Raw genomic sequence first — 24,447 nt, forward strand, 5'->3', positions numbered from 1 at the left:
GTTGTCCGTTGAGAAAGGAGAGATCGGGGAGGAGAGAGCCGGAATCAGGCGGCGAGTGCCTTCTTGATGCGGTTGAGGCTGACGGGCTTGGCGGTGCCGAGCTCCTGCGCCCACAGGGACACATAGAACTCCTCGAGCATCCAGCGGGCCGCCGTCGCCCGCTTCGTCAGCGCCTCGTGGCGCGGTCCGGCCGGCTCGGCCTTGGCGCGGGCCGTGGCCTTATCGACCAGCTGCCGGGCCTCGTCCGCCTCCCACGCCCAGCGCACGTCGCGGTTCTTGTCGGCCTTCGCCTTGGTCAGACGCAGCATGTCGGCCTGCAGGTACCGCGGGATGTTCGCCAGCGCATCCGGGGGAGCGGCGCCGATGAACCCGGGGAACACGAGCGTCGCGATATGTTCGCGCACCGACTGCAGCACCGACAGCATCGGCAAGTCCGCCTTGCCGCTCGTCGCCTTGTCGACCTCCGCATGGCGTTTGAGGATCGTGATCACGTCATGCGCGACCGCATACACGGTGTCCTCGTACACCTCCGTCACGCCGAGCACCGCATCGGCCAGCGCATCATCGTCCGGCAGCGCGTCGACCTTCGGCAGCAGCCGTTTGACCGCCGCCAACTGCAGATCCTCCACGAGATCCTTCGTCGTCTTGTACGGCGCGGACGCCAGCATGAGCGCTTCCGTGCCGAGCCAGCGCGACGAGATCCGCTCGGACGGCAATCGCAGCGCGTCCAGCGCGCCATGCCACAGCATCGTCGCGCGCGACTCGGTCGTCGCACCGGCCTTGTGCAGCAGGTTCGCCTGTTCGACCAGCTTGCCCTGATCCGCCGCGCGATCGGCCTGCCGCTTGACCATTTGCCGCGCCGACGCCTCGGCCTGCGCCGCGAACCGACGCTGCAGCTCGACCAGCGACTTGCCGGTGCCCAGCACCTTGACCGGGCCGCGTCCGCCACGCCGCCCGCGCGCGTTCTTCGGCGCGGGTATCTGCTGCTCGACCGCGAACGTCATGCGCAGATACGGCGACAGTCGATCCCATAGGTCGCCGGTGAGCACCTCGGGATGGATCTGCGCGCCGACCGTGGCGATCGCCGCCCGCGTGAACACGTGCGGCAGGTCGGGCCATCGCGCCGCGTCCGCCTGCGCTCCGCCGCCGTTCGTGCCGTCATCCGATCCGTCCAGTCCGCCCGCCGGCGGCAGGTTCGGCTTGTTTCGCTCGCCGGAGCCGGGCAGGTCGGCGACATGGTCGTCGATCCATGCGCGGATCTTGCGCGCCGTGTCCGGCGCGGGTACGAACTGCACGCGCAACGACTTCGGCAGCGCCTTGATCAGCCCCACGATCAGCTCGTCCAGCAGACCGGGCACGTTCCACGTGAACTGTTCCGGCGTCAACCGCGACAGGGCCTTGAGCGGCACGTGCACGGTCACGCCGTCGGCCGGATCGTGCGGATCGTACACGTAGCTCAGCCGCAGATCGATCGGTTGGCCGTCCGTGCCGAGCGTATGCCAGTGGTCGGGATAGTCGGCCAACGACACGGATTCGCTCGACGCGAGCCGTTCCACCTTGTCCGGGTCGAAATCGAGCAGATGCGGATGCTCGTCGTGCTCGCGTTTCCACCACTTCGCCAGATCGGCCACGCACGTCACGTCGTTCGGGATTACGGACTGGTAGAAGTCGAACAGATCCTCGTCGCTCACCGTCGCTGCCAGCTGGCGCGTGCGGCTCGCGTCGTCGGCCGCGTCGTCGAGCACGTCGCGGTTGCGCCCCACGAACTCGTCATAGCTGAACCGCTGCTGGATGTCGCCTTCGACGAGCCCCTGCCGAATGAGGAAGTCGCGCGCCTCCAACGGATTGATACGTCCCCACTGCACGGTGCGGTCCTGCACGATCGGCAGGCCGTACAGCAGCACCTTCGCGCTCGCGACCGCCGAACCGCGCGAACCGGACCAGTGCGGCTCCGCGTACGTGGTGCGCGTCAACTGGCCGGCCAACGGCTCAGCCCACGCCGGATCGATCGCCGCCGAATACCGCGCCCAGAGCCGGCTCGTCTCCACGAGCTCGGTGCTCATCACCCATGCGGGTGTGCTCTTGGCGACGCTGGAGGCCGGGAACAGCGCGAAATGCGTGCCGCGCGCGCCTTGATAGTCGTTCTTCGCCATCTTCTGCGCGCGCTTGATCGCCTTCGCGCGAGCCGCGCCCTTGAGTCCCGTGAAGTCGGACGCCTTCGGCTCGCGGATGATCTGCATGCCCATCATCGACAGCAGACCGGCGAGCATCGACGTGTGAATGCCCCGATCGTCCCACGAACAACGCAGCGAACCGGCCGCCTGCTGGTTGATCGGCAGCTGACGGATCTCCAGACCAGGCCGCGACGCGGGTTGCGGGGAGCCGACCGTGAACTTGAGCTCATGGCACATGTCGGTGAGCTGGTTCACCAGATCCTTCCACTGGCGCACGCGCATCCAGCTGAAATACTCGGTCTTGCAGATGCGGCGCAACGCCGAATTGCTCGGCTCGCCGTCCGCCTGGAAGATGCGGTCCCAGATGTTCAGCGCGGTCAGATAGTCGCTCGTCGAGTCGGCATAGCGGTTGTGGATGCGGTCGGCCTCGTCGCGCGCCTCGTCCGGACGTTCGCGCGGGTCCTGCAGGCTTAAAAACGCCACGATCACGAGCACCGCGGCCAGCGTGTCCGGCGTGGTCGACTTCGCCGCCTCGATCACCATGCGCCCCAAGCGCACGTCGATCGGGATGCGCGCCAGCTGGCGGCCGATGTGCGTGAGCACCACCTCGCCGCGTTTGCGGGCCACGGCCTTGAGCTCGGTCAGTTCGTTGAAACCGTCGGAGACGGCCTTCATGTCCGGCGGATCGATGAAGCCGAAGTTCGTTACGTCTTCCGCCGTGCGCGCCACGCCGACCGACAGCATGTGCAGCACGACGGCGCCCAGCGACGTGCGCAGGATCTCCGGTTCGGTGAACCGCGGCCGCGTCTCGTAGTCCTCGCGCGAATACAGACGGATCGCGATGCCGTCGGCGATGCGGCCGCATCGGCCGCTCCTCTGGTCGGCGCTTGCCTGGCTGATCGGCTCGATCGGGAGCCTTTGCACCTTCGCGGTCTTCGAATAGCGGCTGATGCGCGCGGTGCCCGGATCGACCACGTAGCGGATGCCCGGCACGGTCAGCGACGTCTCGGCCACGTTCGTGGCGATGACGATGCGCTGGTGCGTGTGCGGTTCGAACACGCGGTGCTGGTCCTTGGCCGACAGGCGCGCGAACAGCGGCATGATCTCGATCGCGTCCGGCCGGCGCATGTCGTCGGCTCGCGGGCCGTAGTGGCGGCGCAGCGCGTTCTCGAACTCGTGGATGTCGCGTTCGCCCGACGCGAACACGAGGATGTCGCGGGCGCCGCGCTCATGGCTCGAATGGATGACCAGTTCGGCGCAGGCGCGTGCCACGGCCGTCGGCATGTCCATGTCAGTATCGCGGTCCGTGCCGCGGCCGTTCCCGCTGCCGCCCCGTTCGGCGGCGCTCGGCGCGGCCGACAGTTGTGCGTATGCCTCCTCTCCGGGCATCGCACCCGTCTCGAAACCGGGCACGTTGCGCATGAGCGCGGGCGCGGTGCCGAGCGGCTCGTACACGATCTGCACCGGGAACGTACGGCCCGACACCTCGATCACCGGCACCTTCTCGTGCAATGCGTGTTCGAAATGCTCCTTGAACTTCACCGAATCGATCGTCGCGGACGTGATCACGAGCTTCAGATCACGGCGCTGCGGCAGGAGCGCGGTCAGATAGCCGAGCAGGAAGTCGATGTTCAGGCTGCGTTCGTGCGCCTCGTCGATGACGATCGTATCGTACTGGTTCAGCTTCGGATCGCGCTGGATCTGCGCGAGCAGAATACCGTCGGTGACGACGCGCAGCCGCGTCTTTGGCGAGCTTTCGTCGGTGAACCGCACTTGATAGCCGACCTCGTCGCCCAATCGCACGCCCATTTCCGCGGCGATGCGTTCGGCGACCGTGCGCGCGGCGAGACGACGTGGCTGCGTGTGCACGATCTGCCGGCCATGGCTGCCACGGCCGAGTTCCAGCAGGATCTTCGGCAGCTGCGTGGTCTTGCCCGAACCGGTCTGGCCGGACACGATCACGACCTGGCTGTGTCGTACGGCGTTTGCGATCTCGTCGCGCGCGGCCGACACCGGCAGTTCCGGTGGATATTCGAATTTCATCAGTGAATCGTCCCTATACATACGGTCGGCTCCCCGATGACGGGGAGCCGCGGATGGCATGAATGCGTCTACTTGTTCCGCACCACTTCGATGACGCGGTATCCCTTGGCGGAATGGTATTTGCTCACCTCGTAACCGTCGCCGAGCTCATTCGCCAGCCATGGGATCAGCGAATCGGCGCCGAGGTTCTTCTGCACCACCAGATACGCCGTGCCGCCGTTCGGTTTCAGACGCGGCAGCCACGTCATGAGCAGCGTGTGCAGCGCCTCCTTGCCGATGCGGATCGGCGGATTCGACCAGATCAGGTCGAACTGCGCGTCTCCCGGCAGCGTCTCGCAGGACGCCGCCGATTGTTCGGGCAGGGGAGCGCCGGATTCGTCCGTCTGCGCCGCATGCACGTTCGCGCAGCCGTTGCGCTTCGCGTTCGCCGCCGTCAGTTCCAGCGCACGCGTGTTCACGTCCACCGCCCATACGTCCGCATCCGGCGCGGCGAACGCCAACGACAACGCCACCGGGCCCCAGCCGCAGCCGAGATCAAGGAACGTGCCGGACTCCGGCGGCTCCGGCACCTCGCGCAGCAGCACCGACGTGCCCAGATCAAGCCGGGAACCCGAAAATACGCCGTTCGACGTCTCGACCGTCGCCTCACGCCCCTGCAACGTCACGGTCAACGTGCGACGCACGTCCTCGGATGCGGGTTCGGCGGAAAAATACTGCTCGACCATACCTCTCCTTGCGGCCATCAATGATCCATGCGCGAAGCATGTCGTCCAAAACGATGATAATAAAGACCACCATAGTTCAATCGTGAGTCAAGCAAACCAGCCAAGAGGTGCCATTGAGCGAGCAAAGCCAGCCGTCCGCCGTCGAGAAGACCGTCGTGAACCAGCCCATTGTCGAGGAGGAGCCGGCGCTGACCGGCGTGCTGGCCGACCAGTCCGACGTGCTGCTCGACGAGAACGACCACGGCGCCGGATTCGGCGCACAGTCCAGCGAGGCGTGGGAGGAGCGCGAGTCGCGCAACCAGCTCAAGCACGTCGCCGGCCTCGGCGAGCTGCAGGACGTCACCGAAGTCGAATACCGCAAGGTGCGCCTCGAACGCGTCGTGCTCGTCGGCGTCTGGTCGTCGGCCGTGACCACCGCCGCGGCTGCCGAGGAATCGTTGCGCGAGCTGGCCGCGCTCGCCGAAACCGCCGGCGCGGTCGTCTGCGACGGTCTGCTGCAGCACCGCTACCGGCCTGACGCGGCCACCTACGTCGGCTCCGGCAAGGCGAAGGAGATCGCCGACATCGTCGCGCGCGAGGAGGCCGACACGATCATCGTCGACGACGACCTGCCGCCGAGCCAACGCCGCGCGCTCGAAGACGCCACCAAGGTGAAGGTCGTGGACCGCACCGCCGTGATCCTCGACATCTTCGCGCAGCATGCGACCTCGCGCGAAGGCAAGGCGCAGGTCGAGCTCGCGCAGCTCGAATACATGTTGCCGCGACTGCGCGGCTGGGGCGGGTCGCTGTCGCGCCAAGCCGGAGGCCGTGCGGCCGGCGCGGACGCGGGCATCGGCTCGCGCGGCCCGGGCGAGACGAAGATCGAAATGGACCGTCGCGTCATCCGCACGCGTATCGCCCGACTGCGCAAGCAGATCCGCGAGATGGCACCCGCCCGCGAGGTCAAACGAGGATCGCGCCGACGCTACGGCCTGCCCACCGTCGCCGTGGTCGGCTATACGAACGCCGGCAAATCGTCCCTGACCAACCGGCTGACCGGCTCGGCCGAGCTCGTCGAGAACGCGCTGTTCGCTACGCTCGACACGGCCGTGCGGCGCGCCCGCGCCAAGGACGGGCGTCTCTACGCCTACGTCGACACGGTCGGATTCGTGCGACGCCTGCCCACGCAGCTCATCGAGGCGTTCAAATCCACGCTGGAGGAGGTGGCCGAGGCCGATCTCATCGTGCACGTGGTCGACGGCTCCCACCCGGATCCGTTCTCGCAGATCGACGCGGTCAACGACGTGCTCGCCGACATCGACGGCGCCGCCGAGATCCCGCGCATCCTCGTGTTCAACAAGGCCGACCGCATCGATGCCACGGTGCGCGAACGGCTCGCGTCGCTCGAACCCGACGCCCACATCGTCTCCGCGTTCAGCGGCGAAGGGCTCGACGCGTTGCGCGACCATGTCGAATCCATGCTGCCCGTGCCCAACGTGCACGTGCACGCCCTACTGCCGTACACATCCGGTTCGCTCCTGTCGCGTATCCGCGAATACGGCCACGTCATCGCCGTCGACTACCGCGACGACGGCATGATGGTCGAGGCCGAGGTCGACAGCCAGCTCGCCGCGCAGGTTGTCGACCAGGCCATCGACTGAAGGGCTTGGCTGGCGGGCTCGTTTTTTTCGCGTGTGGACGCCGTCGTTTCCTTGCGATCGCTGGTGTCCGGCGTTCTGTGGCCGGATCGTTGATTTTCACGATGCGGCATCGTTTGTGGACATGTGATGTGAGCGTTCTCAAAGTGTGACGAAGATCACGGAAAGCGTGTGCGGCACGCGCGCTCGAAACGTCATCGTATGTGGATAGAGTGAATGGTGTTGTTTGGATGAATGCCGACACAATCGGCAGATTTTGTTAAGAGAGGTCGCTAACAACATGGCTGAATCACTCATCAAGCCCACCAAGCTCGCCGTCGTCGGAGCGGGCGCAGTCGGCTCCACGCTCGCCTTCGCCGCCGCCAACCGTGGCGTGGCCCGTGAGATCGTCCTCGAAGACATCGCCAAGGAGCGCGTCGAGGCCGAGGTGCTCGACATGCAGCACGGCTCCAGCTTCTACCCGACCGTCTCCATCGACGGTTCCGACGACCCGGAGATCTGCCGCGACGCCGACATGATCGTCATCACCGCCGGCCCGCGCCAGAAGCCCGGCCAGTCCCGCCTCGAGCTCGTCGGCGCGACCGTCAAGATCCTGCAGGCCATCATGCCGAACCTCGTCAAGGTCGCCCCGAACGCCATCTACATGCTCATCACCAACCCGGTCGACATCGCCACCCACGTCGCCCAGAAGATCACCGGCCTGCCGCAGAACCAGATCTTCGGCTCCGGCACCAACCTCGACTCCGCCCGCCTCCGCTTCCTCATCGCCCAGCAGACCGGCGTCAACGTCAAGAACGTCCACGCCTACATCGCCGGCGAGCACGGCGACTCCGAAGTCCCGCTGTGGGCCTCCGCCACCATCGGTGGCGTCCCCATGTGCGACTGGACCCCGCTGCCGGGCCACGAGCCGCTCGACGCCGACAAGCGCGAAGCCATCCACCAGGAAGTCAAGAACGCCGCCTACAAGATCATCAACGGCAAGGGCGCGACCAACTACGCCATCGGCATGTCCGGCGTCGACATCATCGAAGCCGTCCTCCACGACACCAACCGCATCCTCCCGGTGTCCTCCATGCTCAAGGACTTCCACGGCATCTCCGACGTGTGCATGTCCGTCCCGACCCTCCTCAACCGTCACGGCGTCAACACCGCCATCAACACCCCGGTCTCCGATCGTGAGCTCGCGGCCCTCAAGCGCTCCGCGGAGACGCTGAAGGAGACCGCCGCCCAGTTCGGCTTCTAACGATTTTCCGAGCGACGGAGCGTCTGCTGCGTTGCTCCTCGGTTGCGGTACCTTTGTACCGCTGCCCTCGGTGCGCCTTGCAGTCGCACGCGTCGCTCGAAAAATCGCGGTGATCTGCTGATGGAGCGTAAACCGCCTTTCCTCAACCTTGACGTGCCTTCGCACGCCTTCGGTTTCGGACGGCGGTTTCCGCACGCATCAGCCGAATATTTGTAATGACGCATGATGAGCGGAGCGTCTGCTGTGTTGCTCCTCGGTTGCGGTACCTTTGTACCGCTGCCCTCGGTGCGCCTTGCAGCCGCACTCGTCGCTCGAAAAATCGTGTGTTCGCGGCGTATGAGTGGCTCCCCTCTGGGAGGGGAGCTGTCGCCGCAGGCGACTGAGGGGAGCAACGTGATGCGCCTGCATACCATGCGGTGTATCATTCTGCTTCGCTCATGAATACAGTGCAGGAAACCCCGGCCTTGTGCCGGGGTTTCCTGCGTTATGGGGATATTGAGAATGATTGTGAGAAGCGGTCTCATAATCGTTGACGAACCAAATGGAAGGCGATATGGCGCATACGCATGACCATACGATAACGACGGAAGCCACGGCCGGCGACGGCAAGGCACACCAGCGGCGGCTGACGATGACGCTGGCGCTCACCGGCACGGTGTTCGTGGCCGAAGTGGCCGGTGCGGCCATCACCGGATCGTTGGCGTTGCTCGTCGACGCGGGCCACATGCTCACCGACATGTCGGTGCTGCTCGCCTCGACGATCACCGCCATCCTCATGCGCCGCAAACCCAGCAACCATCGCACCTGGGGCTGGGCGCGGCTGGAAGTGCTCACCGCCGCCTGTGGTGCGCTCATCCTGATGATCGTTGGCGTCTACGCGTTGGTCGAAGCCTGCATGCGCCTGTTCGGCGGTGCGGACCACGGCATCCAGGACATCGGACTGCTGCTGTTCTTCGGCATTCTCGGTTTGGCTGCCAACGTCGGTTCGATCTTCATTCTCGCCTCGCAGCGCTCCGACAACATGAACATGAAAGCCGCGTTCCTCGAAGTGATGAATGACGCTCTCGGCTCGGTCGCCGTCGTGCTGTCGGCGTTGGTCATGATGTCGACCGGATGGGACGGCTTCGACGCCGTGGCCGGTGCCGTCATCGCGCTCATGATGATCCCACGCGCCATAGTGCTCCTGCGCAACGCGGTCAGGGTGCTGCTTGAGGAGACCCCGGAGGGACTCGACCTCGATGCGGTGCGCGAACATCTCGAAAGCGTGCCGCATGTGGTTGCCGTCCACGACCTGCACGCCAGCACCGTCTCCACCGGCATGCCGATCCTCATGGCGCACATCGTCGTCGAACGCGGATTGACCATGGAACAAGGCGCCGCCATTCTCGAACAGTTGCAGGACTGTCTGCGCGAGCATTTCCCCGTGTCGGTGCCTCACACCACCTTTCAGCTCGAACCGGAGGGGTACCAGACCGCCAGCGGCGAACATCCACACCAGTAGCAGACCATGGCTCCCCTCCCAGAGGGGAGCTGTCGAGCGCAGTGAGACTGAGGGGAGTAGGGGGTGATCCCCAGGGTGTCTCAGCGGGCTAGAGCTTTCGCAGGACGGTGACGACTTTGCCCATGATCTGCGCGTGGGTGCCGTCGATGGGGGAGTAGGCCGGGTTATGCGGGATGAGCCACACATGGCCGTTGTCCTTGCGGAACGTCTTGACCGTGGCCTCGTCGTCGAGCAGCGCCGCCACGATATCGCCGTTCTCCGCCTCGTGCTGCTCGCGCACGACCACGAAATCGCCGTCGCAGATCGCCGCATCCACCATCGAATCGCCATGCACCTCCAGCATGAACAGGTTGCCGGTGCCGGTCAACCGCTCGGGCAGACGCATCACGTCATCGACATGCTGTTCGGCGGTGATCGGCACGCCGGCGGCGATGCGACCCACCAGCGGCACGTCGCGCGACTGCATGATGGACGCGCTGGCGCCTGCGGGGAACGGCAGTACGGTGGCGACGGCCTCTGCGGGCTGCACCGTCGGGAGGGCGGAACTAGGCGTGCCGACATCCACCAGTTCGATGGCGCGCCCCTTGTTGGCATTCATGCGGATGAACCCCTTGTCCGCCAGCACCTGCAATTGGTGCTTGACCGAGGACGGGCTCTTCAGACCGGCCGCTTCGCCGATCTCACGGAACGAGGGGGCGAAACCCCGTTCGCTGACATGGGAACGGATGGCGTGCAGCACCTTGCGCTGGCGATCCGTCAGTGCGCTCTCCTGAGGCGTTGCCGCCGTCGGTTTCGGGGTGAAGGGGATGGTGCTCACGGTGACTCCTTTCGTGTTGTTCTCCAGCATAACGTGAATGGCGGGTAAAATCAAACATCTGTTCGACGCATCGTGTTGCGCTTGTCGAACAGATGTGCCACACTAAGAACGGATGTTCGATAGAACACTCGTTCGAAAGGATGTGGTTGTCATGATGTCTGAAACGATGGTGTCTGATGTATCGATGGCAGGCGCAGCGTCGTCGCGTGGCGTAAGGGGGCCGCGTACCTATGCGTACGTGCACGCGTCGCGGCATACGGAAGAAGGAATCGTCGTGCGGCGGTCGGCCGCGCGCATGCAGACAAGCCGTCGGAAACGGATCGGCGTGGCGCTGCTATGCGCAGTGCTGACGTGGTTCGTGGTGGGGGTGATGATGCCGTTGCGTGCGGATTCGGCGCCCCGTGCGATGGAGGTCGTCAGCTACACGGTGCGGCCGGGGGACACGCTCTGGTCCTATGCGCAGAGCATCACTCCGCAAGGCGGCGACGTGTCGCAACGGGTGGACGAACTGATGCGGCTGAACGATCTGGAGTCCACGGCGCTGCAAGTCGGTCAGCGTATCGTGGTGCCGGTGGACGATTGATCGTGGGCGATGCCGGGTCGTTTGGCGTGTTCGCGGGTGGTCACGCTATTCTTGGGGACATGCATTGTCCTTTTTGCCAACAACCAGATACCAAGGTCATCGATACGCGCATCAGCGACGATGGGTATTCGATACGCCGTCGCCGTGAATGCCTGAAATGCCATAAGCGGTTCACCACGGTGGAGACCACCATGCTGCTGGTCACCAAGCGATCGGGCAACTCCGAACCGTTCGACCGCAGCAAGGTCATCTCCGGCGTGCGCAAGGCGTGCCAAGGCAGGCCGATCAAAGAGGAGGACCTCAAGCGGCTTGGCCAGCGGGTGGAGGAGGATCTGCGCTCGCGTGGCCTCGCCGAAGTGAAGTCCGAGGATGTGGGCAAGGCCATTCTCGCCCCGTTGAAGGATCTTGATGAGGTTGCGTATCTGCGGTTCGCCAGTGTGTATCAGAACTTCGATGGTCTTGAGGATTTCCAGAAGGCCATCGACGAACTGAAGGCCGGAGAATAGGCGGGGAATCCGAAGAAGACCACAGAGCTGTGTGACCATATTGGGTCGGTGCCTCAGTCGACGGGCCAATCGACGGTCGAGACAGGCACCGGCCCGATCAATGAAGCGTCATCGGATGACTCGCATGCGGATGGTGCCTTCGATGTCGCGCAACGCCTCCAGCGCCGCCGGGCTGGGGGACTGGGACACGTCGGTGACCACGTAGCCGAGTTCGCCTTCGGTGCCGAGGGCCTGCGCGGCGATGTTGATGTTCTCCTCGCCGAGCACGCGGTTCACCTTCGCCAGCACGCCGGGCAGGTTCGCGTGCAGATGAGCGATACGCGCCGTACCGGGCAGCGAGGTCAGCGTGATCTGTGGCATGTTCACCGACAGCATCGTGGAGCCCTTCTCCCAGTAGTCCTCAAGACGCTGCGATACGAAGTGGCCGATGGCCTCCTGCGCCTCCAACGTCGAACCGCCGATATGCGGGGTGAGGATCATGTTGTCCTCATCGGCCAACGGCGTGGCGAACGGGTCGCCGACCTTCTTCGGCTCGACGGGGAACACATCGACCGCCGCACCCGAGAGATGCCCGGATTCGAGATGGCGCTTGAGTGCGTCAAGATCGGCCACAAAACCGCGCGACAGATTGATGAAGATCGCGTCCTGCTTCATGTGCTGGAACTGCTCCTCGCCGAAGAAGCCGGTGTTCTCCTTGCGCCCGTCCACGTGGATCGACACGGCGTCCGACTGCTCAAGCAGCTCGTTGAGCGTATCGCAGCGGTGAGCGTTGCCCATGGCGAGCTTCTCCTCGGTGTCGTAGAACACGACGCGCATGCCGAGCGCCTCGGCCAGCACCGACAGCTGCGAGCCGATGTTGCCGTAGCCGATGATGCCGAGCGTCTTGCCGCGTACTTCATGCGAGCCGGCGGCGGACTTGTCCCACACGCCCTGCTTCATATGATGCGTGTGCGCGGGGATGCGGCGCATCAGGCAGATGATGTCGCAGATCACCAGCTCCACCACGGAACGCGTGTTCGAATACGGGGCGTTGAAGACGGCCAGACCATGCTTGCCCGCATAGTCGAGGTCGACCTGATTGGTGCCGATGCAGAAGCATCCGACCGCGGTCAGATGAGGACGCGCGTCGATCACCTTGCGCGTGACGGAGGTCTTCGAGCGGATGCCGAGCAGATCGACGCCGTCCAGGGCCTCGATCAGTTCATCCTCGCTCAGCGCGCCCTTGCGCGTCTCGACCTCGAACCCGTGGTTGCGCAACGACTGCGCGGCGAACGGGTGAATGTTTTCCAGTAACAGAGCTTTAGGCATAACCCCCACCTTAGATGGTCAGATCGTTTTCATCGTCATGTGTCCGCACTATAAGCAGGCGCTGCGTCGGGCGGGTCATCGCCACATACAGGTCGGAGGCGGCGATCAGGCGCGACGGAGCCTCCTGCTCGATCAGGCCCGGCTCGACGACGATCACGGCGTCGTACTCAAGGCCCTTGACCTCCTGCGTGCCGCACACGTTGACCTGCTCGTCCCACGCGCTCTGCGCCGACAGCCGTTCGAATTCGGCCGCGGGCAGCGCCGAGCGCAGCGCCTCGCGCACACGGCGGCGCACCTCGTCGCGAATCGAATCGGCCGCGAGCACGGCGATGCGGCCGGTGCCGTCGGCCGCGACGAATTCGCGCGTCAGCTCGACCGCGCGTGCCGCCACGTCGTCGAACAGCGCCGCACGGTCGTCCACCGCCACGCGTTTGACCGAATCGGGCAGCGCGCGCACGGCCTTGACCGTGGAGATGTACAGTCCCTCGGCCGTGGCGAACCGCGACGCCAGATCGGACACCTCCTGCGGGTTGCGGTAGTCGATGGTCAGCTCGTTGAGCGTCCAGTGCCCCTCGCCGAACAGCCGGTCCATCGTGCGGCGCCACGACCGCGTGCCGCCCATCGCCGACGTTTGCGCGACGTCGCCGACGATGGTGAATGAGCGCGTCGGGCAACGCCGGATCAGCATGCGCCAGTCCATGGCGGTGAGCTCCTGCGCCTCGTCGACGACCACATGGCCGTACGTCCATTCGCGGTCGGCGGCCGCACGTTGCGCCGTCAGTCCCTCCTCGGGCGCGTTGATGTTGTCGACGAGCATCTGCGCGGTGACGATGCCCGAACCGATGCCGGCCTGCGCGAGGGTGTCGCGGGCGAACTGCTCCTCTTCGGCGCGCGCCGCATCCTTGGCGCCGTCGCGGCCGGACGCCTTCGGATCTGGGCCCAGCAGCTCCATCGCCTCGTCGAGCAGCGGGATGTCGGAGCGGGTGAGCGGCGAGCCCTTCGGCCGCGTCAGCAGCGCCACCTGCTCGTCGGTGAGCCACGGGGCCAGCGCGCGCAGCTTGACCGGACGCGACCACAGCTGGTCGATCAGCCACGGGCCGGTCATGGGCAGCCACGCGAGGTTCAGGGTCTTGCGCACCTTGTCGTCGAGGCGCAGCATTTCGGTGACGCGCGACAGCTCCGCCTCGTCGGGGGTGTAGTCGAGCTGCTCGGCGTACCGGTTGCGCAGCGCGGCGAGCATGCTGCGCACGAACGTCTCACGCGCCTTGTTGTGCGGCTGGTGCGAACGGCGGGCGTCGGCCTGCGCCTGTTCGATGTCGACGGCAAGCATCGGCACGGGGAAGCCGTTGACGCGCACGGTCGGCAGGTCGGCGGGCACGCGCACGCGCGCGGCGACGGCGTCGGCCACGACGCGGGCCATGCGGCGGTCGCCCTTGAGCATGGCGGCCTGCGGCGTGTCCTCGGCGGTGGCCGAGACGCCGGGGATCAGATCGCCGATGGTGCGGCTGACCACGCCGGTCTCGCCGAGCGAGGGAAGCACCTGGTCGATGTAGCGCAGGAACGTGGAGCTCGGGCCGACGATGAGTACGCCGGAACGTTCGAGCGTGCGGCGGTGCGTGTACAGCAGATAGGCCGCGCGGTGCAGCGCGACCGCGGTCTTGCCGGTGCCGGGACCGCCCTGCACGACCACCGCCTGGTTGAGGTCGGAGCGGATGATGCGGTCCTGCTCGGCCTGGATCGTGGCCACGATGTCGGTCATCTTGCCGGTGCGCCGGGAGCTCAGGGACGCGAGCAGCGCGCCTTCGCCGGTGAGCGTGCCGGAGCGCGACGCGTCGTCGACCTGCGACGAATCGACGTCGAGCACCTCGTCCTCGATGCCGACGACCTCGCGGAACCGCAGGGTCAGGTGGCGGCGCATCACGATGTCGCCGTGATGCGAGGGCGTCGCCTCGTAGAACGGCCGTGCGGCCTCGGCGCGCCAGTCCGTCAGGATCGGTTCGTGGTTCTCGTTGGACAGGCCGATACGGCCGATGTACCGTCGGTTGCCATCGACGTCGTCGAGCCGGCCGAACACCAGCCGGTCCTCGACGGCGCGCATCTGGGTGAGCCGGTCCTCGTACATGGTGGCGAAGGAGTCGCGTTCGGTGCGCATCGTCGGCGAGCCGTGCGATCCCGCGGCGCGCACCGTGTCCAGACGGGCCTTGACCTGCGTGCGCATCGCGTCGAGCCGATCGTACGCGCGGTCGACCGCCCGCTGCTCCTCGTGGATCTGCGCCGAGTACTCCGACATGGGCCTGCTGCTCCTTCTCTCGTGAAAACTCAGGCATTCCAATGTACTCCGAACCCCATACCGGAACGGTGCCTCCGATGGTCCGGCAAGATGAATTCCTCGTGAACGCCGCCGTGCGCGCGGGCCGTGTCGGGATCGCCGCACGACGTCGATGGTGAAGGATCGCGCGCAAAAGGCACAGAAAATGTAAAGAAGTGGGGTTTTGTGGTGATCAGTGGGGTAGAGTGGTGAGCTAGTTGTGGCAGCAGCGCGTTTTTGGGGCGACGGCAAGGAGGTGGGACATGGACGAGCAGACAACCGCGCAGTCCATGCCCGACCCCGCGCAGAACCCGGCGATGGCCGGCATGCCGCCGTTGCTGCTGGGCACCTACACGCCGAAAATCGACGCGAAGGGCAGGTTGGCCCTGCCGGCCAAGCTGCGCGGCCAGCTCGGCCCCGGCATGGTCATGGCCCGTGGTCAGGAACGATGCGTGTATCTGCTGCCGCAAAGCGAGTTCCGCCGGATCGCCATGCAGATCCAGCGCACGTCGATGGGCAACAAGGCCGCGCGCGACTACCTGCGCGTGTTCCTGTCCGGCGCCGTCGACCAGGAACCCGACAAGCAGGGGCGCATCCTCGTGCCGCAGATGCTGCGCGACTATGCGAACCTCGGGACCGACGTCGTGGTGATCGGCGTGGGCACCCGTGCGGAGATTTGGAACAGCAAGGCGTGGGAGGAATACTTGGCCGCTCAGGAACAGGGGTATTCCGACATCGCCGATGACGTATTGCCGGTGGTGGAATTCTGATGACCGATGTGACTGCCATACATCAGCCCGTACTGCTCGACCAGTGCGTGGATCTCGTCGCGCCCGCGCTCGCCGCGCCCGGATCCGTGGCCGTGGACTGCACGTTGGGCCTCGCCGGCCATGCCACCCATTTCCTCAAGGCGGCGCCGAACGCCCGCCTCATCGGCATCGACCGCGACAGCGAGGCGCTGGCGCTCGCCACCGAACGCATGCGCGCCGAGGGACTGGCCGACCGGTTCACGCCCGTGCACGCCGCCTTCGACGAATTCGCGCAGGTGCTCGTCGATCTCGGCATCGACCGGGTGCACGCCGTCTTCATGGACCTCGGCCTGTCCAGCCTGCAGATCGACGAAACCGACCGAGGCTTCTCCTATTCCCACGACGCGCCGCTCGACATGCGCATGGACGTCTCCCAGCCGCTTACCGCCGAACGTATTCTCGCCGACTATTCGGCCGAGGAGCTGACCCGTATCTTCCGCGAATACGGCGAGGAGAAGTTCTCCCGGCAGATCGCCCGCGAAATCGTCAAACGCCGCACGGCCGAACCGCTGACGACCTCCGCCCAGCTCAACCGGCTGGTGGACGAGGTTGTGCCGCAGGCGCATCGTCCGGCCGGCAACCCGGCCAAACGTGTGTTTCAGGCGCTGCGCATCGAAGTCAACGGCGAACTTGACAAGCTCGCCCGCACCCTGCCGCAGGCCGCGCTGCATCTGGCCGTGGGCGGCCGTCTGGTCGTTGAGTCCTATCACTCGCTTGAAGACAAGACCGTCAAATCGTTCATGAACGAGGGCCTCAAGGTCGACGCGCCGGCCGGCCTGCCGATGATCCCGCCGGACGCCGAACCGTACCTGCGTGAGCTGACGCGCGGCGCCGTCAAGGCCGACGAGGCCGAGATCGCCGCCAATCCGAGGTCCGCCTCGGTCCGTCTGCGCGCGGTCGAGCTCGTCAAGGACATCCCCGACAGCCGCCGACGCCGGCTCGAGGAGGCCGCAGACGGCGTCGCATCGCGCCGCGCCGGACGCCGAGACCAGCGCGGCCGCCAACATGGCCAGCGCGGCCAACGCACCGAACAGCATCACGAACGCACCGCGAAAGGAGCGGTGCGCACCAGCATGGACCGCACCACAGGAAGGACCCGCCGATGAGCACCAATCACGGACGCACCGTGCGGTCCAACGCCATGCCCGCAACCCGACGGCCCGTGCCCAACGCCACGCCGTCCCGCCCGCAGCTGCACGTCGTCGCCGGTACGACGCGCAACGAACGACGCGACGCCAGCGGATTCGCCAGACTGGTGGTCTGGACGCGATCGCGCAGCACGTCGCTGTTCCACATCGTCGCCTCGGCCGTGTTCCTCGCCGCCACGCTCGTCGGCGCGCTGCTGCTGCGCACCGAAATGGTGCAGAACTCCTATGAGGCCGCTGACATCGAAGCCAACATCGCCACGCTCCAGCAGGACGTGGACGAGGACCAGGCCAAACTCGACGCGCTCGAGGCGTCCCTGCCCGACAAGGCGCAGAAGATGGGTATGGAGCTACCGAAAGGATCGCTCACCATCGACCTGAGCGGCTATCAGAAGCCCGGTCACGGCAAGTCGAGCACGTCCTCCAAGTCCACCGAATCAAACAAGTCAGCCCAGTCCGCCACGTCCGATCAGACGAACGGCACATCCTCCACCGAAGGAGCCCAGTGATGAACGCCACCCCGCGCCAGCGCGCCAAGGCCAAGGGCTTCGCGTTCCGCTGCGTCATCGTCGCGGTCATCCTCGGCGTGGTGGCCTCCGCATGCCTGCTCAAGCTCGCCTCCATCCAGCTGCTCGGCCATAGCACGGCTCTCGCCGCCACGCAGCAGCGCACGCTCAAGGTCGTCACCAACGCCAAGCGCGGCCGCATCCTCGACGCGAACGGCACCGTGCTCGCGCAAAGCCTCGAACGCTACAACATCATCGCCAACCCGCAGGCCGCCACCGAATTCACGCCGATCGCCTGCAACGACAAGACGAAAAGCTACTGCCACCAGATCGACGGCAAGCCCGTCGGCGCCACCGGCGCCGCGGCCGTCGCCCGTCTGCTCGCCACCGTGTTCACCGACGTGAACGCGATGGAGCTCGGCGCGAAGATCAGCAACCCGAACAGCCAGTACGCGGTCATCGCCAAGGACGTCACCCCCGAGGTCAAACGCAAGATCGACGACCTGAACCTGGGCGGCATCGTCTACGGCGAACTGACCAACGAACGTGTCTACTCGTCCGGCACGCTGCTCGGTCCCGTGCTCGGCGGCGTCAACGCCGACGGCGAGGGCGTCGCCGGCCTCGAACTGATGCTCAACAAGAAGCTCAACGGCACCGACGGCTACGAGGTCTACCAGCGCAGCAACGGCGGCACCCAGGAGATCCCCGGCACCCTCACCGAATCGAAGGCCGCGGTCAACGGCTCCGACGTGACGCTCACCATCGACGGCACCGTCGACTGGTACGTCAAGAAGGCGCTGCTCGACGGCATCAAGAAGTACAACGCCAGCTGGGCGCTCGGCGTGGTGTACGACCTCAAGACCGGCGGCGTCATCGCGCTCGAGGACACCGACCAGTACGAGGCCGGCAGCGACGACGCCAAGCTCAACACTTCGCGCGTCGTGAGCGAGACCTTCGACCCCGGCTCGATCGGCAAGGTGTTCACCATGTCCGGCGAACTGCAGGAGGGCGTGCACAAGGCCACCGACAGGTTCACCGTGCCCGACACGCTCACCGTGGACGGTCAGACGTACAAGGACGCCGAGAACCATGCGGACGGCCGCTGGACGTACGCCGGCATCCTGCAGCATTCGTCCAACGTGGGCATGATCCTCGCCGCGTCCAACTACAGCGACCAGAAACGCTACGAATACCTCAAGAAGTTCGGCGTCGGCCAGCTCAGCGGCCTCGGCTTGAGCGGCGAATCCGAGGGCCTGCTGTACAACTACGACCAGTGGGATCTGCGCACGCGCAACACCGTGCTGTTCGGCCAGGGCTACACGATGAACGCGCTGCAGATCACGCGCGCGATCGCCACCGTCGCCAACGGCGGCGTCATGCCCGAGTTCAGGATCATCGATTCGACCACCGACGCCGACGGGCACGTCACCAAGACGAAGAGTTCGAACGAGGCGACGCGCGTGATCGACGAAAGCACCGCCAAGCAGGTGCTCAACGCGATGGAGTCCGTTTCCGACCTGTATTCGAGCTTCGTGTCGGTGCCCGGCTACCGCGTCGCCGCCAAGAGCGGCACCGCCGAGGTCGTCGGCTCGGACGGCACGCTGTCGTCGATCATCAGCGACTGGGCGGGCATTCTGCCGGCCGACAATCCGCGGTTCGTCGTCACCGTGGTGATGAAGGACGCGAAGGTCGGTTCCTTCGGCGGCGTGACCGCGGGCCCGGTGTTCGCCAACATCGGTGAATTCCTTATGCAGAAGTACAATGTGCCCGCCTCGGCCAAGCGCACCGATGCTATTCCGGTGGAATGGTAGGACGGCCATGACGGGAACGGTGATGGCGGGAACGGCGGTGGCCGCGCGGTGCATGCGCACGTGCGCGGGGAAACGGAAAGGCGGCGTGATGAGTGCGGTCAGTGAGTCGGTCGCGCGTCGGATGACGTTGGGATATCTGTCGGAACATTACGGATGCGGACTCGTGCCGCCGTTCACGGCCAACGTGACGGTCACGTCGCTCGCCGACGACGTGCGGTCGGTCGCGCCGGGCGCGCTGTTCGTGCCGCGTGACGGCGTCGATGCGAACATGATCGAACAGGCGCAGGAACGCGGCGCGTACGCCGCGGTGATCCCGCCGACGATGCGCGCCGCATGCGCCGCCTGCGAGATCCCGCTGCTCGTCGGTGATCTCGACGACCGGCAGCTCGGGGCGATCGCCGCGGACATGGCCGGCTCCCCGTCGAGCATGCTCGCCGTGTTCGCCGTGACCGGAGGCGACGCCGACGCCATCCACGCGAACGTCAGGCGCGTCGCGCGGCTGCTGCACATGCTCGGCAATCCGGTCTCCGTGATCGACGCCGCCGGCTCGCAGTCGCTGGAACGCCGGCTGCAACTCGACTATCCGCTCGGCATCCTTGACGTGCAGCGCGCGCTGGCCGTCTGCCAGGAGGACGGCGCGGCCGCGGTGATCGTCGCGCTCGACGAGGCGACGTTCCGTTCCGGCGCGCTGAGCGGCGTGAACGTGGACGTGCTCGGCGTCGACGGCATGGACAGCGACCCGCGCAAGCATGATCTTGGCCGCGCGGCCTGCGGACGGTACGGCTTCGTGATGGACAAGCAGACCCATCTGGTCGGCCGCACCGCGGAATCCGACCAGACCGCCATGCAGTTCCCGGTCGAAGGGGACGAGGGCATGGCCGACGTCAAACGGGCGTCGCTGGCGATCGCCATGGTGATGGCGGCCGGCGTGCGCCGCAGCAACATCAGGAACGCCCTGCGGGTCAGCCATGATCTGAGCCGGTGACCGCGGCGGCTGACGAACAGACGAGCAGACGAACGATCGACGAACGTGGACAACCACGAGTGATGAGGAACGAGGAACGACAGTGAATACCGAAACGATGATGCCGATGTCGCTTGAGGAGATCGCGCACGCGGTCGGCGGCACGCTCGTACGGGTGCCGCAGGGCGTCGCGACGGATCGGCCGGTGGCGACCGGCGCCGTGAGCGACTCGCGGCAGGCGACGACGGGCACCGTGTTCGTCGCGATCAAGGGCGAGCGCGTGGACGGCCACGCCTTCCTTGCCGACGTGGCGGCGAAGGGCGCCGCGTGCGCACTGGTCGATCATGAGGTCGACGCGCCGCTCGCGCAGATCGTGGTGAGCGATACGGTCGACGCGCTCGGCCTGCTCGCCAAGCACAACATCGCGCGCCGCCGCGCGCTCGGCACGCCGTTCTCCATCGTCGGCATCACCGGCTCGGTCGGCAAGACCACCACGAAGGACCTGCTCGCCGCGCTGCTCGGCGACATGGGCCCGACCGTCGCGCCGATCGGCTCGTTCAACAACGAGATCGGCCTGCCGCTCACCGCGCTCAAGGTCAACGCCGGCACGCGCTTCTTCGTGGCCGAAATGGGTGCGAGCCACATCGGCGAAATCGCGCGCCTGACCACCATCGCGCCGCCCGACGTGGCCGTGGTGCTCAAGGTCGGCTGCGCGCATCTGGGCGAGTTCGGCTCGGTCGAACGCATCGCGCAGGCCAAAAGCGAAATCGTGCAGGGCCTGCTGCCCGGCGGCGTGAGCGTCCTCAACGCCGACGATCCGCACGTCGCCGCGATGGCGGCGCTCGCGCCCGGCGCGGTGCGCTGGTTCGGCGTCACGGACGCCGTCGCCGACGTGTCCGGCACGACGCTTACCGCCGGCGACATCACGCAGGACGACACCGGACGTCCGCGCTTCACGCTGTCCGTGACGGACACGGCCTCGACGGACGATGCCGTGACGGACGCCGCCGCACGTCATGAGACGACCAAGACGACGTCGGTCACGCTCGGCATCCGCGGACGACACAACGTCATGAACGCGCTGGCCGCGTCCAGCGTCGCCCTGTACTTCGGCATGCCGCTCGCGCGCGTCGCCGAGCTCCTCGCCGCGCAAAACCACATCAGCGCGCATCGCATGGCCGTCTCCACGGTCAGCCGCGGCGACGCGACCTTCACACTGATCGACGATTCGTTCAACGCCAACCCGGACTCGATGCGCGCCGGTCTCGACGGCCTGGCCGCATGGCACGCGGGGGAGGACCCGCAGCCGTTCCGCATCGCCGTGCTCGGCGCGATGCTCGAACTGGGCGGCGACGAGGACCGGCTGCACCGCGACATGGGCCGTTACGCGGTCAACGTCGGTGCGGACGCCGTCATCGCGGTCGGCGGCGTCGACCCGCATCTCGACGAGCTCGCCGGTGCGCTGGCCGACGGCGCACGGCAGGCCCGCGGCGGGACCGACGCCCCGTCGATCGACTGGGCGCACACGGCCGACGAGGCCGACGCGCTGGTCATGCGGCTCGCGGCGGACGCGCACGGGCGCGAACCGGTCGTGCTGCTCAAGGGATCGCACGCCTCCGGCCTGAGCGCGCTGGCGTCGCGGTGGGCGCCGGCCGGCGTCTGAGCCGAGCCGAGACGGCGTCCGGAAATAGAACACACGGAGTCTTCGAAGAGTCGAACCGGGAGAGGAAACCATGATCGCACTCATCATCGGCATGCTGGTGTCGCTGATCGTCACCATGATCGGCACACCGATGCTGATCCGTCTGGTCCACAAGCTGCACTACGGGCAGTACATCCGCCAGGACGGGCCGAAATCGCATCAGATCAAACGCGGCACGCCCACGCTCGGCGGCGTGGTCATCAACTTCGCGGTGCTGCTCGGCTGGGCCGCCTCCGCGCTGTACCGCTACGTCAACTCGGGCAGCGTGCCGTCGTGGTCGGCCGTGCTCGTGCTGTTCGCCATGTTCTCGATGGGCTGCCTCGGCTTCGTCGACGACTTCGCGAAGGTCCGCAAGAAGCAGAACGAGGGCCTGACCGTCGCCGGCAAGTTCATCGGCCAGTTCATCCTCGCCACGATCTACGCGGTGCTCGCGCTCATCATCCCCACCAAATCGGGCTTCCCGAGCGCGCAGGCCGGCATGAGCTTCATCGAGACGCCGTTCTTCAGCTTCGAATTCGCCGGCCGGCTCGTGTCGATCATCCTGTTCGTCGTCTGGGTGAACTTCCTCATGGCCGCGTGGACGAACGCGGTGAACCTCACCGACGGGCTTGACGGCTTGGCGGCCGGCTCGTCGATGATCTCGTTCGCCGGCTACGCGATGATCGCGTTCTGGGAGTCCTACCACATCAAGGGCGGCACGCACCAGGGCTTCTCGTACGCGGTGTCCGACCCGCTCGACCTGACCATCATCGCCGTGTGCGCGGCCGTCGCCTGCTTCGGGTTCCTGTGGTACAACTCGAACCCGGCCACGATCTTCATGGGCGACACCGGTTCGCTCGCGCTCGGCGGCCTGTTCGCCGCGATGTCGATCGCCACGCATACCGAATTCCTCGCCGTGATCCTCGGCGGACTGTACGTGATCGAGGCCATGAGCGACGTGATCCAGGTCGGCTCGTTCAAGATGACGCACAAGCGCGTGTTCAAGATGGCGCCGATCCACCACCACTTCGAGCTGTGCGGCTGGACCGAGACGAAGGTCGTGGTGCGCTTCTGGATGGTCGAACTGCTGTTCGTGCTGTGCGGACTTATGATTTTCTACGGCGATTGGGTCGCGCGCTCCGGCCTGCTGTGACGGATGGCCGCGGCCGAGGCCGTGCGCGCTGCGATCGGCCGGCATGCCGTGCGTGTGTCGGGAACGAACGAATCGAGGATGGATATGGAACTGCATGACAAAACGGTGATGGTGGCCGGGCTCGGCGTGTCCGGCCGAGGCATGATGGAGGTGCTGCGCACGCGCGCGGCGAAGGCGTTCAGCGTGGACGAACGCAACGAGCACGCCGACCTGCATTCGTTCGACGACGTCGACTGGGAGCATGTCGATCTCGTGTGCACGTCGCCGGTGTTCAACCCGCGCACCCCGTTCATCCTCGAGGCGCAGCGCCGCGGCATCCCGGTGATCAGCGAGGTCGAACTCGCCTGGATGCTGCGTGCCGACCGCGACGGCAAGGGCGCACACGCCGGCTGGATCGGCATCACCGGCACCAACGGCAAGACGTCCACCACCGAAATGACCTCCGAGATGCTCACCGCATGCGGCCTCGACGCTCCCGCGGTCGGCAACATCGGCAAATCCGTCTCCCATGCCGCCGTCGAACCGGAACACGACGTGCTGTGCGTCGAATTGAGCTCCTTCCAGCTGCACTTCACGTATTCGCTGGCGCTCGACTGCGCGGTCATCACCAACATCGCCGACGACCACCTCGACTGGCACGGTGGCATCGACAACTACGCCGCCGACAAGGCCAAGGTCTTCCACGGCGTCACCCGCACGCTCGTCTACAACGCCGACGACGCGCGCGTCTCCGGGCTCGCGGCCGCGGCCGAGACCGCGCCGGGCTGCCGTAAGGTCGGCTTCACGCTGCATGAGCCGACCGCCGGCCAGATCGGCGTGAAGGACGGCTGGATCGTCGATATGAGCGGCGTCGCCGGCGCCGCGCCCGGCGAGGAGGAACGCATCGCGCCGGTCGCCGAATTCACGCATCTGACCGAACCGGACGGCACCGTCTACCCGCATCTGCTCGCCGACGCGCTCACCGCGCTGGCCCTCGCGCTCGGCTACGGCGCCGACCGCGACACCGCCGTGCGCGCGCTGCAGGGTTTCGCACCCGGCGGCCACCGCATCCAGACCGTCGCCACCGCGTCGCTGGCCGACGGCGGCACGGTGCGCTTCGTCGACGATTCCAAGGCCACCAATGCGCACGCGGCCAACGCGTCACTGAGCAGCTTCGGTCCGAAGTCCGTCGTTTGGATCGCAGGCGGCCTCGCCAAGGGCAGCCGCTTCGAACGGCTCGTGGCCGATCAGGCGCACACCATCAAGGCCGCCGTCATCATCGGCAAGGACCAGCAGCCCATGCTCGACGCGTTCGCGGCCAGCGCGCCGGACATCCCGCTGACCGTCATCGACCCGGCCGAGAACGACACCGTCATGGCGCGTGCGGTCGACGCCGCCGGCACGTACGCCACGGCCGGCGACGTGGTGCTCATGGCCCCGGCCTGCGCGTCGATGGACCAGTTCAAGTCGTATGCCGACCGCGGCGATCAGTTCGCGGCCGCGGCGACCCGTTGGGCGAGCGTGCATGGCGGGCGCTGATCCGAAACGACGCGG

At 66.5% G+C, this 24,447-nt stretch carries 18 protein-coding genes; 13 read left to right on the forward strand and 5 right to left on the reverse strand.

The features are described from left to right. Window positions 1-44 precede the first annotated feature (44 nt). Both DSM100688_RS00675 and DSM100688_RS00680 read right to left on the reverse strand, forming a co-directional pair. Window positions 45-4,217: a DUF3418 domain-containing protein gene (locus DSM100688_RS00675; RefSeq protein WP_152357259.1), complete on the reverse strand. Its 4,173-nt coding sequence runs from the start codon at window positions 4,215-4,217 to the stop codon at window positions 45-47. A gap of 68 nt (window positions 4,218-4,285) precedes the next feature. Beyond that, window positions 4,286-4,942: a class I SAM-dependent methyltransferase gene (locus DSM100688_RS00680; protein WP_163146754.1), complete on the reverse strand. Its 657-nt coding sequence runs from the start codon at window positions 4,940-4,942 to the stop codon at window positions 4,286-4,288. A gap of 155 nt (window positions 4,943-5,097) precedes the next feature. Between DSM100688_RS00680 and hflX the strand changes: the two genes are divergently transcribed. The 3 genes from hflX to DSM100688_RS00695 all read left to right on the forward strand — a co-directional run bounded on the left by hflX (window position 5,098) and on the right by DSM100688_RS00695 (window position 9,323). Continuing rightward, on the forward strand, window positions 5,098-6,582 hold the full coding sequence (gene hflX / locus DSM100688_RS00685; protein ID WP_152357621.1) for a GTPase HflX: 1,485 nt from the start codon (window positions 5,098-5,100) through the stop codon (window positions 6,580-6,582). A 277-nt stretch (window positions 6,583-6,859) separates the two neighbouring features. Continuing rightward, window positions 6,860-7,822: an L-lactate dehydrogenase gene (locus tag DSM100688_RS00690; RefSeq protein WP_152357261.1), complete on the forward strand. Its 963-nt coding sequence runs from the start codon at window positions 6,860-6,862 to the stop codon at window positions 7,820-7,822. A 553-nt stretch (window positions 7,823-8,375) separates the two neighbouring features. Beyond that, entirely contained in the window at window positions 8,376-9,323 is a 948-nt protein-coding gene (locus DSM100688_RS00695) for a cation diffusion facilitator family transporter (RefSeq protein WP_152357262.1), read from the forward strand. 88 nt (window positions 9,324-9,411) lie between these two features. Here DSM100688_RS00695 and lexA read toward each other — a convergent pair whose 3' ends face one another. Further along, window positions 9,412-10,140: a transcriptional repressor LexA gene (lexA, locus tag DSM100688_RS00700; RefSeq protein WP_152357263.1), complete on the reverse strand. Its 729-nt coding sequence runs from the start codon at window positions 10,138-10,140 to the stop codon at window positions 9,412-9,414. Window positions 10,141-10,291: 151 nt separating this feature from the next. Here lexA and DSM100688_RS00705 point away from each other — a divergent pair, with 151 nt between their 5' ends. Together DSM100688_RS00705 and nrdR are read left to right on the forward strand one after the other, a co-directional pair. Continuing rightward, window positions 10,292-10,723 (forward strand): LysM peptidoglycan-binding domain-containing protein, encoded by a 432-nt coding sequence (locus DSM100688_RS00705; protein WP_239519267.1) that lies wholly within the window; start codon window positions 10,292-10,294, stop codon window positions 10,721-10,723. 59 nt (window positions 10,724-10,782) lie between these two features. Continuing rightward, window positions 10,783-11,229 carry a transcriptional regulator NrdR gene (gene nrdR, locus DSM100688_RS00710; RefSeq protein WP_152357264.1) on the forward strand — a complete coding sequence of 149 codons (447 nt, stop codon included), beginning with the start codon at window positions 10,783-10,785 and terminating at the stop codon, window positions 11,227-11,229. 108 nt (window positions 11,230-11,337) lie between these two features. Here nrdR and serA read toward each other — a convergent pair whose 3' ends face one another. Further along, window positions 11,338-12,537 carry a phosphoglycerate dehydrogenase gene (gene serA / locus DSM100688_RS00715; protein WP_152357265.1) on the reverse strand — a complete coding sequence of 400 codons (1,200 nt, stop codon included), beginning with the start codon at window positions 12,535-12,537 and terminating at the stop codon, window positions 11,338-11,340. 10 nt (window positions 12,538-12,547) lie between these two features. Further along, on the reverse strand, window positions 12,548-14,827 hold the full coding sequence (locus DSM100688_RS00720) for a HelD family protein (RefSeq protein WP_152357266.1): 2,280 nt from the start codon (window positions 14,825-14,827) through the stop codon (window positions 12,548-12,550). Window positions 14,828-15,135: 308 nt separating this feature from the next. Here DSM100688_RS00720 and mraZ point away from each other — a divergent pair, with 308 nt between their 5' ends. From mraZ to murD, 8 genes are all read left to right on the forward strand, one after another. Further along, window positions 15,136-15,615: a division/cell wall cluster transcriptional repressor MraZ gene (gene mraZ / locus DSM100688_RS00725; RefSeq protein WP_420837468.1), complete on the forward strand. Its 480-nt coding sequence runs from the start codon at window positions 15,136-15,138 to the stop codon at window positions 15,613-15,615. Then, a complete protein-coding gene (gene rsmH / locus DSM100688_RS00730; RefSeq protein ID WP_152357268.1) occupies window positions 15,615-16,760 on the forward strand; it encodes a 16S rRNA (cytosine(1402)-N(4))-methyltransferase RsmH in 1,146 nt (381 codons plus the stop codon). The genes mraZ and rsmH overlap by 1 nt, the downstream gene beginning before the upstream one ends. After that, the gene (locus DSM100688_RS00735) at window positions 16,757-17,308 is read left to right on the forward strand and encodes a hypothetical protein (RefSeq protein WP_239519268.1); all 552 of its coding nucleotides are present in this window, start codon (window positions 16,757-16,759) and stop codon (window positions 17,306-17,308) included. Before rsmH ends, DSM100688_RS00735 begins: the two co-directional genes overlap by 4 nt. Then, window positions 17,308-19,116, forward strand: coding sequence for a peptidoglycan D,D-transpeptidase FtsI family protein (locus DSM100688_RS00740; RefSeq protein WP_152357269.1), 1,809 nt, complete (start codon window positions 17,308-17,310; stop codon window positions 19,114-19,116). The genes DSM100688_RS00735 and DSM100688_RS00740 overlap by 1 nt, the downstream gene beginning before the upstream one ends. An 88-nt stretch (window positions 19,117-19,204) precedes the next feature. Beyond that, entirely contained in the window at window positions 19,205-20,101 is an 897-nt protein-coding gene (locus DSM100688_RS00745; RefSeq protein ID WP_152357270.1) for a UDP-N-acetylmuramyl peptide synthase, read from the forward strand. Window positions 20,102-20,198: 97 nt separating this feature from the next. Continuing rightward, window positions 20,199-21,743 (forward strand): UDP-N-acetylmuramoyl-tripeptide--D-alanyl-D-alanine ligase, encoded by a 1,545-nt coding sequence (locus DSM100688_RS00750; RefSeq protein ID WP_152357623.1) that lies wholly within the window; start codon window positions 20,199-20,201, stop codon window positions 21,741-21,743. A 70-nt stretch (window positions 21,744-21,813) separates the two neighbouring features. Beyond that, window positions 21,814-22,914 carry a phospho-N-acetylmuramoyl-pentapeptide-transferase gene (gene mraY / locus DSM100688_RS00755; protein WP_152357271.1) on the forward strand — a complete coding sequence of 367 codons (1,101 nt, stop codon included), beginning with the start codon at window positions 21,814-21,816 and terminating at the stop codon, window positions 22,912-22,914. A gap of 78 nt (window positions 22,915-22,992) precedes the next feature. Further along, window positions 22,993-24,432 carry a UDP-N-acetylmuramoyl-L-alanine--D-glutamate ligase gene (gene murD / locus DSM100688_RS00760; protein ID WP_204316608.1) on the forward strand — a complete coding sequence of 480 codons (1,440 nt, stop codon included), beginning with the start codon at window positions 22,993-22,995 and terminating at the stop codon, window positions 24,430-24,432. Window positions 24,433-24,447 lie beyond the last annotated feature (15 nt).

The organism is Bifidobacterium ramosum (assembly GCF_009299505.1).
GTDB lineage: Bacteria > Actinomycetota > Actinomycetes > Actinomycetales > Bifidobacteriaceae > Bifidobacterium > Bifidobacterium ramosum.